The 14,852-nt window shown below is 72.6% G+C and carries 11 protein-coding genes; 2 read left to right on the plus strand and 9 right to left on the minus strand.

All coding sequences use genetic code 11. The annotated features are described in order from the left end of the window. Positions 1 to 138: 138 nt before the first annotated feature. A complete protein-coding gene (gene lepA, locus ACIOC1_RS10995) occupies positions 139 to 2,010 on the minus strand; it encodes a translation elongation factor 4 (protein ID WP_355348872.1) in 1,872 nt (623 codons plus the stop codon). 251 nt (positions 2,011 to 2,261) lie between these two features. Between lepA and rpsT the strand changes: the two genes are divergently transcribed. Beyond that, positions 2,262 to 2,522: a 30S ribosomal protein S20 gene (gene rpsT / locus ACIOC1_RS11000; protein ID WP_188280821.1), complete on the plus strand. Its 261-nt coding sequence runs from the start codon at positions 2,262 to 2,264 to the stop codon at positions 2,520 to 2,522. Positions 2,523 to 2,806: 284 nt separating this feature from the next. Here the strand turns inward: rpsT and holA are convergent, their stop codons facing one another. After that, entirely contained in the window at positions 2,807 to 3,793 is a 987-nt protein-coding gene (gene holA, locus ACIOC1_RS11005; RefSeq protein WP_355348876.1) for a DNA polymerase III subunit delta, read from the minus strand. A gap of 60 nt (positions 3,794 to 3,853) precedes the next feature. Here holA and ACIOC1_RS11010 point away from each other — a divergent pair, with 60 nt between their 5' ends. Beyond that, a complete protein-coding gene (locus tag ACIOC1_RS11010; protein ID WP_391047534.1) occupies positions 3,854 to 4,093 on the plus strand; it encodes a hypothetical protein in 240 nt (79 codons plus the stop codon). Positions 4,094 to 4,140: 47 nt separating this feature from the next. On the opposite strand, the gene ACIOC1_RS11015 is transcribed toward ACIOC1_RS11010, so the two are convergent. The 7 genes from ACIOC1_RS11015 to leuS all read right to left on the minus strand — a co-directional run bounded on the left by ACIOC1_RS11015 (position 4,141) and on the right by leuS (position 14,616). Continuing rightward, a complete protein-coding gene (locus tag ACIOC1_RS11015) occupies positions 4,141 to 5,445 on the minus strand; it encodes an MFS transporter (RefSeq protein ID WP_401715481.1) in 1,305 nt (434 codons plus the stop codon). Beyond that, positions 5,442 to 6,065, minus strand: a complete 624-nt coding sequence (locus ACIOC1_RS11020; RefSeq protein ID WP_391160306.1) for a helix-turn-helix domain-containing protein — start codon at positions 6,063 to 6,065, stop codon at positions 5,442 to 5,444. The genes ACIOC1_RS11015 and ACIOC1_RS11020 overlap by 4 nt, the downstream gene beginning before the upstream one ends. A 58-nt stretch (positions 6,066 to 6,123) precedes the next feature. Continuing rightward, positions 6,124 to 8,637 carry a ComEC/Rec2 family competence protein gene (locus ACIOC1_RS11025; protein WP_401853365.1) on the minus strand — a complete coding sequence of 838 codons (2,514 nt, stop codon included), beginning with the start codon at positions 8,635 to 8,637 and terminating at the stop codon, positions 6,124 to 6,126. Continuing rightward, entirely contained in the window at positions 8,634 to 9,560 is a 927-nt protein-coding gene (locus ACIOC1_RS11030; protein ID WP_401853368.1) for a helix-hairpin-helix domain-containing protein, read from the minus strand. The genes ACIOC1_RS11025 and ACIOC1_RS11030 overlap by 4 nt, the downstream gene beginning before the upstream one ends. A 246-nt stretch (positions 9,561 to 9,806) precedes the next feature. Continuing rightward, entirely contained in the window at positions 9,807 to 10,652 is an 846-nt protein-coding gene (locus tag ACIOC1_RS11035; protein WP_401853370.1) for a DegV family protein, read from the minus strand. Between the two features lie 367 nt (positions 10,653 to 11,019). Next, a complete protein-coding gene (locus ACIOC1_RS11040; RefSeq protein ID WP_355348897.1) occupies positions 11,020 to 11,586 on the minus strand; it encodes a hypothetical protein in 567 nt (188 codons plus the stop codon). 162 nt (positions 11,587 to 11,748) lie between these two features. Continuing rightward, positions 11,749 to 14,616, minus strand: a complete 2,868-nt coding sequence (gene leuS / locus ACIOC1_RS11045) for a leucine--tRNA ligase (protein ID WP_401853373.1) — start codon at positions 14,614 to 14,616, stop codon at positions 11,749 to 11,751. Between the last annotated feature and the right edge of the window lie 236 nt (positions 14,617 to 14,852).

Below are 14,852 nucleotides of genomic sequence, written 5' to 3' on the forward strand. Positions count from 1 at the left end.
CCAGTAACCTACGTCGGATCAGGGTAGAGGGCCGACGCCCGGCGCGTAAGAGGGGAAGGCCCGCCGGTTGCCCCGGATGCCCCGTTCGCCTCATCCCCTGCCGCTTCGGCCCCGGACCCCGCCCCTCACCTGCTTCTTCTACTTCTTCGCCTTCGACTCGCCCTCGGAGTCGGTCGACAGGACGGCGATGAACGCCTCCTGCGGCACCTCCACGTTGCCGACCATCTTCATCCGCTTCTTGCCTTCCTTCTGCTTCTCCAGCAGCTTGCGCTTACGCGAGATGTCACCGCCGTAGCACTTGGCCAGCACGTCCTTGCGGATGGCGCGGACGGTCTCGCGGGCGATCACGCGGGCGCCGATGGCGGCCTGGATCGGCACCTCGAAGTTCTGCCGCGGGATCAGCTCGCGCAGCTTGGCCACCAGCCGGACGCCGTACGCGTACGCCTTGTCCTTGTGGGTGATCGCGGAGAAGGCGTCCACCTTGTCGCCGTGCAGCAGGATGTCGACCTTGACCAGGTCGGCGCTCTGCTCGCCGGTGGGCTCGTAGTCGAGCGAGGCGTAGCCGCGGGTCTTGGACTTCAGGTTGTCGAAGAAGTCGAAGACGATCTCGGCCAGCGGCAGGGTGTAGCGGATCTCGACCCGGTCCTCGGAGAGGTAGTCCATGCCGAGCAGCGAGCCGCGCCGGTTCTGGCACAGCTCCATGATCGCGCCGATGAACTCGGTGGGCGCCAGCACCGTCGCCCTGACCACCGGCTCGTAGACCTCGGCGATCTTGCCCTCGGGGAACTCGCTGGGGTTGGTGACCGTGTGCTCGGTGCGGTCCTCCATGACGACGCGGTAGACCACGTTGGGCGCGGTCGCGATCAGGTCGAGTCCGAATTCGCGCTCCAGGCGCTCGCGGATCACGTCGAGGTGCAGCAGGCCGAGGAAGCCGACGCGGAAGCCGAAGCCGAGGGCGGCGGACGTCTCCGGCTCGTAGACCAGCGCCGCGTCGTTGAGCTGGAGCTTGTCCAGCGCCTCGCGCAGCTCGGGGTAGTCGGAGCCGTCCAGCGGGTAGAGGCCGGAGAACACCATGGGCTTGGGGTCCTTGTAGCCGCCCAGCGCCTCGGTCGCGCCGCGGTTCAAGGTGGTGATGGTGTCACCGACCTTGGACTGCCGTACGTCCTTCACACCCGTGATCAGATAGCCGACCTCGCCGACGCCGAGGCCGTCGTGCGGCTTCATCTCGGGCGACGAGACGCCGATCTCCAGCAGTTCGTGGGTGGCGCCGGTGGACATCATCTTGATCCGCTCACGCTTGGTGAGCTGGCCGTCGATGACACGGACGTAGGTGACCACGCCCCGGTAGGAGTCGTAGACCGAGTCGAAGATCATCGCGCGGGCGGGCGCGTCGGCGACGCCGACCGGCGGCGGCACGTCCTGGACCACCCGGTCGAGCAGCGCGTCCACGCCGACGCCGGTCTTCGCCGAGACCTTGAGCACATCGGAGGGGTCGCAGCCGATGAGGTTGGCCAGCTCCTCGGAGAACTTCTCCGGCTGGGCGGCCGGCAGGTCGATCTTGTTCAGCACGGGAACGATCGTCAGGTCGTTCTCCATCGCCAGGTAGAGGTTGGCGAGGGTCTGCGCCTCGATGCCCTGCGCCGCGTCGACCAGCAGGACCGTGCCCTCGCAGGCGGCGAGCGACCGCGAGACCTCGTAGGTGAAGTCGACGTGGCCCGGGGTGTCGATCATGTTCAGGATGTGCGTGCTGCCGGTGCCGTCGCCCGTGGTCGGCGCCCAGGGCAGCCGGACGGCCTGCGACTTGATCGTGATGCCCCGCTCGCGCTCGATGTCCATCCGGTCGAGGTACTGGGCGCGCATCTGGCGTGCGTCGACGACGCCGGTGAGCTGGAGCATCCGGTCGGCGAGGGTGGACTTGCCGTGGTCGATGTGCGCGATGATGCAGAAGTTGCGGATCAACGCCGGGTCGGTACGGCTCGGCTCCGGCACATGGGAAGGGGTCGCGGGCACGCAGGGTCCATTTTCTCGGGTCGGGCGGGCTGGTTGCTCGGGGCGAGCGGGGCTGGCGTAAGGGCTATCGTCCCATGGTTGCGGCACCGGCACCGGTTTGGGCCGTCCTGTGAACGGCTGGTAGCCTGGAGCACTGTGCCTCGTGCCCTCTAACCCGAGGCATCTGCTCGTTTCAGTACCAAGCGGCAAACCCCGAGCAGCACACCCCAAGCAGCAACCCAAGTATCAATCGAACCTGAGAAGGCTCTTTCGTGGCGAACATCAAGTCCCAGATCAAGCGGAACAAGACCAACGAGAAGGCGCGCCTGCGCAACAAGGCCGTCAAGTCCGAGCTGAAGACCGCGATCCGTCGCACCCGCGAGGCCGTGGCCGCCGGTGACGCCGAGAAGGCCACCGAGGCCGCTCGTCTCGCCGCCAAGAAGCTCGACAAGGCCGTCAGCAAGGGCGTCATCCACAAGAACCAGGCCGCCAACAAGAAGTCGGCGCTGGCTCAGTCGGTCTCCGCTCTCTGATCTCCGCTCTTTCGATTCATCGCGGGCAACCGGACCCAGCGGCCCCTCTACCGCCCGGACCCGCACTTCGCACCACCGCGGTCGCGCACGATCTGCGTTCGCCACGCGGGCGCGACCGCACTCAGTGAGAGCACTGACGTGAACCGCCCGTCCGGGAGTCCCGGACGGGCGGTTCTGTTGTCCGAGGGCCGCTGTCGGAGGGGTGCTGTCGGAGGGGTGCTGCCGCTCCACGAGGGTCGCTGTCCGAGGGCCGCTGTCCGAGGGGCGCGCGGTCCGGTCTCCGGTCAGGAGCGGGCGCGGGACGCCTGGGCGATGGTGACGACGGCCTTCTCCAGGGCGTAGGCGGGGTCGGCGCTGCCGCCCTTGACGGCGGCGTCGGCCTCGGCGACGGCCCGCAGGGCGGTCGAGACGCCGTCCGCGGACCAGCCGCGGATCTGCTGCCTGACCCGGTCGATCTTCCACGGCGGCATGCCGAGGTCCCTGGCGAGCTGGCCGGGGTTGGCGCCGCGCGGCGCGGAGGCGAGCTTGCCGATGGCGCGGACGCCGGAGGCCAGCGCGAAGGTGATGCCGGGCAGCGGCTGGCCGACGGACAGCGCCCAGCGCAGCCGCTCCAGCGCCTCCGCGGTACGGCCGGTGACGGCGAGGTCGGCGACCTCGAAGCCGGTGGCCTCGGCGCGGCCGGTGTAGTAGCGGGCGACCACGGCCGCGTCGATGGTGCCTTCGATGTCGGCGACGAGCTGCGCGCAGGCGCTCGCCAGCTCCCGCAGGTCGCTGCCGATCGAGTCGACCAGGGCCTGGGTGGCCTCGGGCGTCGCGGAGCGGCCCAGCGTACGGAACTCGCCGCGCACGAACGCCAGCCGGTCCGCGGGCTTCGTCATCTTCGGGCAGGCCACCTCGCGCGCCCCGGCCTTGCGCGCCGCGTCCAGCAGCGCCTTGCCCTTGGCGCCGCCCGCGTGCAGCAGGACCAGCGTGATCTCCTCGACGGGCGCGGCCAGATACGCCTTGACGTCCTTGACCGTGTCCGCCGACAGGTCCTGCGCGTTGCGCACCACCACGACCTTGCGCTCGGCGAACAGCGACGGGCTGGTCAGCTCCGCCAGTGTGCCCGGCTGGAGCGCCTCGGGGGCCAGGTCCCGCACATCGGTGTCCGCGTCGGCCGCGCGGGCCGCCATGACCACCTCGCGCACGGCGCGGTCGAGCAGCAGGTCCTCCTGGCCCACGGCGAGCGTGAGCGGAGCGAGCGGGTCGTCTGAAGCAGTCTTCCTGGCCATCGCCGCCCAGCATCCCACGGGGGTCGGACATCGCCGCACCGCGTCGGGGACACTGGTGCGGTGAGCGACGTACGACATGTGCTGGTGCTGCCCGACCGCGACGCCGCGGAGGAGGTCGCCGAGCTGCTGACCGCGCGCTTCGCCCTGCGCGAGGAGCCGCACCTGGTCCGGGACGCCCTCGCGGGCGAGGACGACGCCGAGGACGCCCAGTGGCTGGTGGTCGTCGAGGACAGCGACGCCCGTCTCGACACGTCGGCGCTGGACGCGCTGGCCGCGCAGTTCGAGGGCTGGCTGGAGTAGCGGGGCGGGGTACGCGGGGCGGCCTGCGCGGGGCGGCGTGCGCGGGCCTACGTCGCTGCCGCCGCCTTCCGATCCGCCGCCGCTTCCGTCTCCGCTTGCGCTTCCGCCGCCGGGTCGGGCTCCTCGTCGGGGAGTTCGCGTATGCGCGGTATCGGCGAGGGCAGCAGCCACAGCACGCTGAGCAGGCCGCCGACGGTGGCGATCCACAGCGTCGGGCGCAGTCCGATCGCGCTGCCGAGGGTGCCGCCGACGAGCGCGCCGAGCGGGCGGACACCGTAGTTGACGGTGCGGAAGGCGCCGCTGACCCGTGAGCGCAGGGCGTCGGGTATGACGGCGCTCTGCAAGGAGCCGCTGGCGATGTCGAGCAGCATCAGGCCGAAGCCGGAGGCGAATTCGGCGGCGAAGAAGGCGGCGAGCAGCATCGGTGTCGGCCCGGTCGCCAACGGGATCAGGATCAGCGGCGCGGGGAACCCTATGAATCCCAGGACCAGGGTCGGCCCGACCCCGATCGACCGGGCGATCCGTCCGGTGAGCACCGCGCCGATCACGCTGCCGACCGCGCCGGCCCCGATGGCCATGCCCAACAGCCCCGCGTTCAGGCCGAGTTGTTCGACGGCGTAGAGGATCACCAGGGTGTGGAAGACGAAGTTGAAGAAGTTCACCGTCGCAGCCGCCGCCGCGAGCGGGCGCAGCACGCGGGAGCGGACGATGAAGCGCAGCCCCGCCGTGAAGTGCCCTTTGCGCGGCGGCGCGGCCGGTGGTTCCACCGGGTCTATCCGCGCGAGCAGCACGGCCGAGACCAGATACGAGCAGGCGTCGGCGAGCAGCGCGAGCGGTGCGGCGAGCACCTGCACGAGCAGGCCGCCGACGCTGGGGCCCGCCACGAACGAGAAGGCCCGGCTGCCGCTGGTCAGCGAATTGCCCCGCACATACTCCTCGGGGCGCACCAGCGACACGAACAGCGTGGCGTTGCAGACGTCGAAGACGACGGCGAGCGTGCCGACGGCGAAGGCGACCGCGTAGAGCTGCGCCAGGGTGAGCACCCCGAGGGCGTAACCCACCGGGAGCGAGACCATCAGGGCCGCCCTCAGCAGGTCGACGGCGATCATGGTCTGCCTGCGGCGACCGCGTCGGTCGGCCCAGGCCCCGGCCGGGAGCGAGAACAGCAGCGCGGGCAGCAGGCCCGCCATCGACAGCCAGCCCATCTGGGCCGCGTCGGCGTGCAGCACGAGGACGGCGGCGAGCGGAATGGCCAGGAAGGTGATCTGGTCGCCGAGCAGCGAGACGGTCTGGCCCGTCCAGTACCGCCGGAAGGGGCGCTGCCTGAGCAGTTCCGGCACCACGGCGCTCACCTCTCCTCGGGGTCGGGTTCCGGAGGGCGGCCGTCCTCGGGGTGCTCGGGGTCGACGTAGCCGATCTGGAGGTAGGGCACCCGCCGGGCGCCCTCGGGGCGGCGGGCCGGGTCGTTGATCCGGTCGGCGTACCGGGCCAGGAGCGCGTCGATCTCCTCGCCGAGCGCGGTCAGTTCGTCGGGCGTCACATACAGGGACGTGTCCGTGAAGCGCTCGGCCTCCTGCCACTTCCGGGGCAGTGCGCCGCGCGTCTCGATGGCCCGCGTCATCCGGTGGAAGTAGTTCTCGGCGACGGCCACCGTCAGCGCCTCGGCCGCCGACGCGACCGCCGTGTCCTCGGAGTAGCCGGGCCAACTCGTGAACTCGGCCGTCGCCCGCCACGGCTTCTCCCGCCCGGGTCCTGGCGGTGCCTCTTCCACCAGGCCGTATTTGGCGAGTATCCGCAGGTGGTACGAGCAACTGGCGACGGATTCGCCGGTCAGCTCCGCGGCCCGCGTCGCCGTGAACGGCCCCTCGCGGCGGAGCAGCCCGACGAGCGACATCCGCGTGGGGTGCGCGTAGGCGCGCAGGGCGCGCGGGTCGGTGAGCTGGACCTTGGACTCCATCGGCTTGTCCTCCATGTATCTAAAGCTATCTTTAGAAAGCTTCCCTTACAAGCACTCCTTTACAAAGAATCCTTTACATCCCTGCCCCCTTCCCGGCCACGCTCGTCCGCAGCTCCCCCCGCCCGTCCTCGGCCACCGCGATCGACCCGTCGGTGTCCGTCCGCAGCACCACCGCCCCCAGCGCCCGCAGCGCCGCGACCGTCCGGGCCGCCGGATGACCGTAGGGGTTGTCCGCGCCGACCGAGATCACCGCGAGCCGCGGCCGCACCCGGTCGAACAGCTCCTCGTCCTGATACGCCGAACCGTGGTGCGCCACCTTCAGGACATCGACCCGCGGCAGATCCGGCGCCTGCGCCAACAGCCGCTCCTGCGCGGCCGGTTCCAGGTCGCCCATCAGCAGCAGCGTCAGACCTCCGGTGCGGACCAGCAGCGCCACACTGGCGTCGTTCGGCCCGTTGTCGGGCAGCGCCGCCGCACTGGGCGGCGGCCACAGCACCCGCCACTCCAGCGGGCCGAGACCGCGCCGCTCCCCCGCCGCCGCGAGCACCATCGGCACCCCGGCCGCCGCCGCTTCCCGCCGTACGGCCACGGCCTGCCGCGGCGGCTCGCCCAGCACCGTCGTCTCGATCGCGCCCACCCTGCGGCCCCGCAGCACCCCCGGCAGACCGTCCACGTGGTCGGCGTGGAAGTGCGTCAGGATCAGCAGCGGCACGGAGGTGACGCGCAGATCGCGCAGGCAGCGGTCGACCTTGTCCGGCTCCGGCCCCGCGTCCACCACAACCGCCGCGCCCGGACCCGCCGACAGCGCCAGGGCGTCGCCCTGCCCGACGTCGCACATCGCGAACCGCCAGCCGCCCGGCGGCCAGCCCGCCACGAACCTCGGCAGCTCCACCGGCCGCACCAGCGCGAGCAGCAGCAGGAACGCGCACACCACGCACAGCCACGGCCTGCGCCGCAGCACCCCGCCGCCGACCACGACGGCCGCCGTCAGCACCGCCAGCAGCGCCGCGCCCGCCCAGCCGCCCGGCCAGGCGACCTCGGCGCCCGGCAGCGCCGCGCCGTGCCGGGCCACCGCCGCGATCCAGCCGGTCGGCCAGCCCGCGAGCCACGCCAGCGCGCGGGCGGCGGGCAACGCGACCGGGGCGAGCGCCAGCGCCCCGAACCCGAGGACCGTGGCCGGACCCACCGCCGGTTCCGCCAGCAGATTGCACGGCACCGCGACCAGGCTGAGGCGAGCCGACAGCAGCACGATCACCGGGCCGCACACCGCCTGCGCGGCCCCCGCCGCCGCCAGCGCCTCCGCCAGCCTCGGCGGCACCCCCCTGGCCCGTAACGCCTCGCTCCAGCGGGGCGCCAGCGTCAACAGCGCGCCCGTGGCGAGCACCGACAGCGCGAAGCCGTAGGAGCGGGCCAGCTCCGGCTCGTACAGCACCAGCAGCAGCACCGCCGCGGCCAGCGCCGGGAGCAGGGACCGGCGGCGGCCGGTGCCGATGGCCAGCAGCGTGATCAGCCCGCAGGCGGCGGCCCGCAACACGCTCGGGTCCGGTCGGCAGACCAGTACGAATCCGAGCGTCAGGCCCGTGCCGAGCAGCGCCGTCAGCCGGAGCGGCAGCCCCAAGGAGGAGGCCAGGCCGCGTCGTTCGGCCCTGATCGCCACACCCGGCGGTCCGATCAGCAGGATCAGGACGATCGTGAGGTTGCCTCCGGAGACGGCCGTGAGGTGGGTGAGGTCGGTGGCCCGGAAGGCGGCCTTCAGGTCGGGTGTGAGGCCCGTGGTGTCGCCCACGACCAGCCCCGGCAGCAGCGCTCTGGCGTCCGCGGGCAGTGGGCGGCTCGCCTCCCGCAGGCCCGCGCGGAGTCGGCCCGCGACGCGCTGCGGCAGGCTCGGCGGTGCCAGGACGCGCGGCGGTCCCTGCGCCTTGAGCAGGGCGGCGGCCCTGTCCCCCGGCCGGTCCGCCGGGGCCAGCCGGGCCGTGACCGCGATCGTCGTGGACGGCAGCAGCATCAGCCACCGCCCGATGTCCCCCTCGGCCAGCACCACCACCGGCGTCCGGACGCGCGTGCCGCCGACCCGTAACGCCTCTCCCCCGACGACGGCCGTCCGTGGCGCCTGGGCGGCTCCCCGTACCCGTGGGCGGGCCTCCGTCGGGTCGCCTGTCACCCGCAGCTCGACCTCCGCCACCGCCCCGCGCTCGGCCATCCCCGGCACAGGCCCCCGATATCGGTCCGCCTCCCCGAGCACGGCCGCGCCCGCCCCCACCGCCCCGCACAGCACCACCGCCGCCAGCGCCGCCCCCAACTCCCGCCGCCCGCCGCCCCTCACGCCTGCCGCCACCAACAGCGCCGCGCCCGCGAGGAGCGCCACCAGCACCACCCCGATCCCGACACGCGTCCCCAGCCCCGGCCCGACCGCCGCCCCGCCCCACGCCGCGACCGCGGGGCCCACCAACCGCCAGTCCGGCGGCCCCTCCTGCCGTGGGTTCGCGGCCCCGAGCCGCGAAGCCGCCGCCGCGTGCACAGCGGCCCGCTCGCTCGCCGCGGGTCCAGCGCCCTCCGGGTCGTCGTTGCCGGGCACGGGGCGGGTCATGGGTGGACCAGGGGCTTGAGGGTGGTGAATTTGCGGTCACCGATGCCGGGGACTTGGCGCAGTTGGTCGACGGAGGTGAAGGAGCCGTGCTGGGTGCGGAAGTCGAGGATGTGCTGGGCGAGGACGGGGCCGACGCCGGGCAGGGCGTCGAGTTGGGCGGCGGTGGCGGAGTTGAGGCTGACCGGGGAGGCGGGGTCGGCGGCTGCGGGGTCGCCGGGATCGGCCGGGGCACCGGGGGCCGGGGCGATGCCGACCAGGATCTGTTCGCCGTCGGTGAGGGGGCGGGCGAGGTTGAGGGTGCTGGTGTCCGTGCCGGGGAGGGCGCCGCCGGCGGCGGAGAGGGCGTCGGCGACGCGGGAGCCGGAAGGAAGCCGCCGTAGCCCCGGCTTGGCGACCTTGCCCGCGATGTCCACGGTGAGTTTCGGCGCGGGGGTGGTCGTGGCCGCCGACGCCATGGCCGAGGCGCCCATGGCCGTCAGCGGCCTCCCCGACGACGACAGCGGCGGCGGCACCGCGATCGTCCGGGGGCGGCCCGCCACGAAGTGCTGCACCGCGAGGCCACCCGCGATGACCAGTACGGCCACCAACGCCAGCACCGTCTTGAACTCCAGCCCGCAGCGGACGAAGAGCCAGGTGCGCAGGCGTCGTACCGGACCGGTCGGTTCCTCGGCCACCGCGGGCCGCTCGGACAGAGGCAGCGGCAGCGGCTCAGGCGAGGGCTTGGCCGAGGGCTCAGGCGTGGGCGCAGGCGACGGCCCCGACCGTTCCGGTGGTTCCGACCGCGCCCCCGGCGGCCCTTCCCGCGCGCCGCGCTCCACCGCCGTACCGAACAGGGCGGCGGCGCGTTCGCGCACCTCGGCCGGGTCGGGGCCGGACTTTCGTTGCGGACGGATGGCGGTGCGGATCGGTTCCAGAGAGTTCATGGGTCCGATGCTGGACCCGATCACCGCCGAAAGATGATCTTGGTCTGAATCTGTGGACAACTCGGCGATTGTGGATAACTCCGTCACCCGTGAGAGTGATTCAGGCCCCCGGCCGACGGCCCCGCCGACCGCTCACACCGCGCGCATCGCGCAGGCCGCGCACCTCGCAGGCCGCGCACACCGCTCACACCGCGCAGGCCGCCCACGCCGCCGAAGCCCCATGCCCCCAACGGGCACCCACCCCGCTCAGTGCGGCGAGATGACGACCCCGAGCAGCCCCGGCCCGGTGTGCGCGCCGATCACCGCGCCCACCTCGCTGACCACCAGGTCGTCGAGGCCCGGCACCCGCTCCCGCAGCCGGTCCGCGAGGGCCGCCGCGCGGTCGGCGGAGGCGAGGTGGTGGACGGCAAGGGTCACGCGGCGGGTGCCCGCCTGCTCGACGACGATCTCCTCCAGCCGGGTGATCGCCTTGGAGGCCGTCCTGACCTTCTCCATCAGCTCGATCCGGCCGTCGACGAGGCGCAGCAGCGGCTTCACGGCGAGTGCGGAACCGAACAGCGCCTGGGCGGCGCCGATCCGGCCGCCCCGGCGCAGATAGTCGAGCGTGTCGACGTAGAAGTACGCGGAGGTGGCGTCGGCCCGCTTCTCGGCGGCGGCGACGATGTCGTCCGGGGTGCCGCCCGCTTCCGCCGTCTCGGCCGCCGCGAGGACGGTGAAGCCGAGCGCCATCGCGACCATTCCGGTGTCGACCACCCGCACCGGTACCGCCGCCTCCTTCGCCGCGAGCAGCGCCGCGTCGTAGGTGCCGGAGAACTCGCCGGACAGGTGGAGCGAGACGATCGCCTCCGCGCCCGCGTCCGCGACGGCCTCGTAGACGGCGGCGAATTCGGCCGGGGACGGACGGGAGGTGGTGACCGGATGTCGCCGCTGGAGGGCTCGTGCCACGGCGGGGGCGGAGATTCCGGTGCCCTCTTCGAGGGCTTCGTCGCCGATGACCACGGTGAGCGGCACGACGGAGATGTTGTGCCGGCGCACGGCCTCGGGGTGGAGGTAGGCCGTGGAATCCGTGACGATGGCGACATGCGGGGACATGACGGGGAGGTTACCGGTGCGCAGGTCGGGGCGGTACTCGGGCCCTCACTGCCGGACGGGCCGGTCTCCCCCGGCTGCCGCCGGGAGGTGCCCACAAACGCCTGACGGGCTGATGGTTCGCTTCCGGCGCCCCGCCCCAGCCCCGGGGCCCGCCCGCACACGCCGGACGGGCTGACACGTCGCCTCTGGCACCCCCGCCAGGCTCGGGCTCGGCCGCACACGCCGAACGGGCCGCATTCGGCTTCTGGCGGCCCGCCAAAAAGGCTCACCCCTGGCGGCCCTCCGAGGGCTCACGCCTGCCACAACCGCCAACGGCTCACCCCTGACACCCCGCCAACAGCTCACCCCTCGCACCCCGCCAAAGGGCCTACTCCGCAGTCGGGCTCAGCTTCGGCGGAGCCGCCGGCTCCCAGTGGCGGAGGGCGGCCGATTCGATGTCGATCTGGTGGCGGAGTGCGGTGAGGTCGTCGGAGGCGAACTGGTGGGCGCGGTCCTGGGCGGCCCAGCGCAGGGAGTCCGCGGAGTGGGTGATGCGGTGGGCGCGGGTGGAGAGGTCGGGGAGGAGCGCGGCGAGGCGGGCGCGGTCGGGCTCGCGCTCCAGGAGGGCCAGCTCGCGGTCGAGGGTGCGGGCGTGGTCGTTGAGGCGGGCCATGAGACCGGCGGCCTCCGTCAGCGACGGGTCGTGTTCGAGGGCGCGGAAGGTGCTGTCGATGGCGGTGCGCAGGTCGATACGGAGCTGCGCGACCTGGCCCGCGGGGCCGGTGGTGGTGTAGCGGCGGGCCTTGAGCTGGGTGTCCTCGATGGCGCGGCGCGCCTGGGCCGAGGCGCGGGCGACACCGCGGCGCGCGGCGCGCACCGTCTTGACGGTGGCCACGACCCCGAGCGTGACGAAAGCGAGGAAGAGCACCAGGACGACGAAGCCTGCGATTTCCACGGGCGCTCTCCTCCAACCTCGAACGGCGGACACTCCACCATCCACCGTAGACGTCTCCACCGTAAACGGGAGGGGCAGGCCGCGGGATCCGGCCGATCCCCCAACCTGCCCCTTAAGGGTCGCCCTCCGCGAGGCGGCGCCCCCTGCGAAGAAGCCGCCGCCTCACACCACGATGTTGACCAGCTTCGGCGCCCGCACGATCACCTTGCGCACCGCCGCACCGCCCAGCGCCGCGACGACGGCCGGGTCGGCCAGCGCCTGGGCCTCCAACTCGGTGTCGGAAATGGTCGGAGGAACCTCCAACCGCGCCCTGACCTTGCCCTTGATCTGGACGACGCACACCACGGCCTCGTCCTGCGCCAGGGCGGGGTCGGCGACCGGGAAGGGCTCGTGCACCAGGGAGGAGGTGTGGCCCAGGCGGCTCCACAGCTCCTCGGCGATGTGCGGCGCCAGGGGCGCGATCAGCAGCACCAGGGGCTCGGCGATGGCGCGCGGCACGGGGCCGCCCGTCTTCGTCAGGTGGTTGTTCAGCTCGGTGATCTTGGCGATGGCGGTGTTGAAGCGCAGGCCCGCCATGTCGCCGGTGACACCGTCGATCGCCTTGTGCAGCGCGCGCAGCGTGGCCTCGTCGGGCTCGGCCTCGGAGACGGTCACCGCGCCGGTGCCCTCGTCCACGACATTGCGCCACAGGCGCTGCAACAGCCGGTACTGGCCGACGACCGCGCGGGTGTCCCAGGGGCGGGAGACGTCCAGCGGGCCCATCGCCATCTCGTACAGGCGCAGGGTGTCGGCGCCGTATTCGGCGCAGATCTCGTCGGGCGTCACGGCGTTCTTCAGGGACTTGCCCATCTTGCCCAGCACACGGCTGACGGGCTCGCCCTGGTAGAACCAGCCGCCGTCCCGCTCCTCGACCTCGACGGCGGGCACCGCGATGCCGCGCGCGTCACGGTAGACGAACGCCTGGATCATGCCCTGGTTGAACAGCCGGTGGAACGGCTCCACGGACGAGACGTGGCCCAGGTCGTGCAGCACCTTGTGCCAGAAACGGGCGTACAGCAGGTGCAGCACCGCGTGCTCGGCGCCGCCGACGTACAGGTCGACGCCGCCCGCGGGCTGCCCCTCGCGCGGGCCCATCCAGTACTGCTCGATGGCCGGGTCGACCAGCCGCTCGCTGTTGTGCGGGTCCAGGTAGCGCAGCTCGTACCAGCAGGAACCGGCCCAGTTGGGCATGGTGTTGGTCTCGCGGCGGTACGTGCGGACGCCGTCGCCCAGGTCCAGCTCGACCGTCACCCAGTCCTCGTTGCGCGACAGCGGCGGCTCGGGGGAGGTGTCCGCGTCGTCGGGGTCGAAGGTGCGGGGGCTGTAGTCGTCGACCTCGGGCAGGGCGACGGGCAGCATCGAGTCGGGCAGCGCGTGCACGACGCCGTCCTCGTCGTAGACGACGGGGAAGGGCTCGCCCCAGTAGCGCTGACGGCTGAACAGCCAGTCGCGCAGCCGGTAGTTGACGGTGCCCTCGCCGATGCCGCGCTCGGCCAGCCAGGCGGTGATCACGGCCTTCGCCTCGACCACGCCCAGGCCGTCCAGGGACACCCCGGACCCGGCCGAGTTGACGATCGTCGCGTCGTACGACCCGAAGGCGTCGTCCCACTGGGCAGGGTCGGTGCCGCGGCCGTCGGTGGGGGCCACGACGCAGCGCATCGGCAGTTCGAAGGCGCGGGCGAAGGCGAAGTCGCGGGCGTCGTGGGCGGGCACGGCCATGATGGCGCCGGTGCCGTAGCCCATCAGCACGTAGTCCGCGATGAAGACGGGGACATTTTCACCGCTGACGGGGTTTACGGCGAAGGCGCCGGTAAAGACGCCGGTCTTCTCCTTGGCGTCGGCCTGCCGCTCCACGTCGGACTTCGAGGAGGCGAATTTGCGGTAGGCGGCGACGGCCTCGGCGGGCGTGGCGTGGCCGCCGGTCCACACCTGGTGGGTGCCCTCGGGCCAGGCGTCGGGGACGATCGCGTCCACCAGGTCGTGCTCGGGGGCCAGCACCATATAGGTGGCGCCGAACAGCGTGTCCTGACGGGTGGTGAAGACCGTGATCGGGCGGTCGGCGCCGGCCACGGGGAAGTCGACGCGCGCGCCTTCGCTGCGCCCGATCCAGTTGCGCTGCTGCTGCTTGATGGCCTCGGGCCAGTCCAGCAGGTCCAGGTCGTCCAGCAGCCGGTCGGCGTACGCGGTGATGCGCATCATCCACTGGCGCAGATTGGCCTTGAAGACGGGGAAGTTGCCGCGCTCGGAACGGCCGTCGGCGGTGACCTCCTCGTTGGCCAGCACGGTGCCCAGTCCGGGGCACCAGTTGACCGGCGACTGGGCGACGTACGCCAGCCGGTGGCCGTCCAGGACACCGGCGCGCTCGGCGACGGTCAGCTCCGCCCACGCGCGGCCGTCGGGGGTCGCGCGGACGCCGCCCTCGTACTGCTCGACCAGCTCGCTGATCGGGCGGGCGCGGGCGGCCTCCTCGTCGTACCAGGAGTTGAAGATCCGCAGGAAGATCCACTGGGTCCAGCGGTAGTACTCCGGGTCGATCGTGGCGAAGGAGCGGCGCTTGTCGTGGCCCAGGCCCAGCCGCCGCAGTTGCGCCGTCATCGTGACGATGTTGGCCTCGGTGGTGACCCGCGGGTGGGTGCCGGTCTGTACGGCGTACTGCTCGGCGGGCAGGCCGAAGGCGTCGAAGCCCAGGGTGTGCAGCACATTGTGGCCGGTCATCCGCTGGTGGCGGGCGTAGACGTCGGTCGCGATGTAGCCCAGCGGGTGGCCGACGTGCAGTCCCGCGCCCGAGGGGTACGGGAACATGTCCATGATGAATTTCTTGGGGCGCGCGGCCGTCTCGGGGTCGCCGTCCAGGTCGCCGCTGGGGTTCGGCGCCTCGTAGGTGCCGTGGGCCTGCCAGAAGTCCTGCCAGCGGCCCTCGATGTCCGCGGCCAGTTCGGCCGTGTAGCGGTGGGGCGCAGCCGTCTCGGCGGCCGGGGTGATCTCGCTCATCGTCCTCGGTACTCCATCGATGTCTTGACGGCTGCGGCCCGGAAGCCTGCTGCCCGTCGCTGCCTGCGGAAACAAAAAAGCCCCTCGCGCAGGAGGGGTGCCGCACTGACGGGGTTCTCGGTCAGCGCGGCTCGCTAAGCAGGAGGCTCACAGCTCGCATGGCATCAGGTTACCGCAGCGGGGGCGGGGCCCGCACCGAGGATCGCTCCCCGGTACGGGCCCCGCTTCACCGCGTC

The sequence above is a fragment of the Streptomyces sp. NPDC088197 genome (assembly GCF_044741185.1).
Taxonomy (GTDB): Bacteria; Actinomycetota; Actinomycetes; order Streptomycetales; family Streptomycetaceae; genus Actinacidiphila.

Excerpts from the sequence above, each read along its gene's own strand:
- holA (WP_355348876.1), bottom strand. The coding sequence starts at position 3,793 with ATGGCCAGGAAGACTGCTTCAGACGACCCGCTCGCTCCGCTCACGCTC.
- ACIOC1_RS11020 (WP_391160306.1), bottom strand. The coding sequence starts at position 6,065 with ATGGAGGACAAGCCGATGGAGTCCAAGGTCCAGCTCACCGACCCGCGC.
- ACIOC1_RS11025 (WP_401853365.1), bottom strand. The coding sequence starts at position 8,637 with ATGACCCGCCCCGTGCCCGGCAACGACGACCCGGAGGGCGCTGGACCC.
- ACIOC1_RS11030 (WP_401853368.1), bottom strand. The coding sequence starts at position 9,560 with ATGAACTCTCTGGAACCGATCCGCACCGCCATCCGTCCGCAACGAAAG.
- ACIOC1_RS11035 (WP_401853370.1), bottom strand. The coding sequence starts at position 10,652 with ATGTCCCCGCATGTCGCCATCGTCACGGATTCCACGGCCTACCTCCAC.
- leuS (WP_401853373.1), bottom strand. The coding sequence starts at position 14,616 with ATGAGCGAGATCACCCCGGCCGCCGAGACGGCTGCGCCCCACCGCTAC.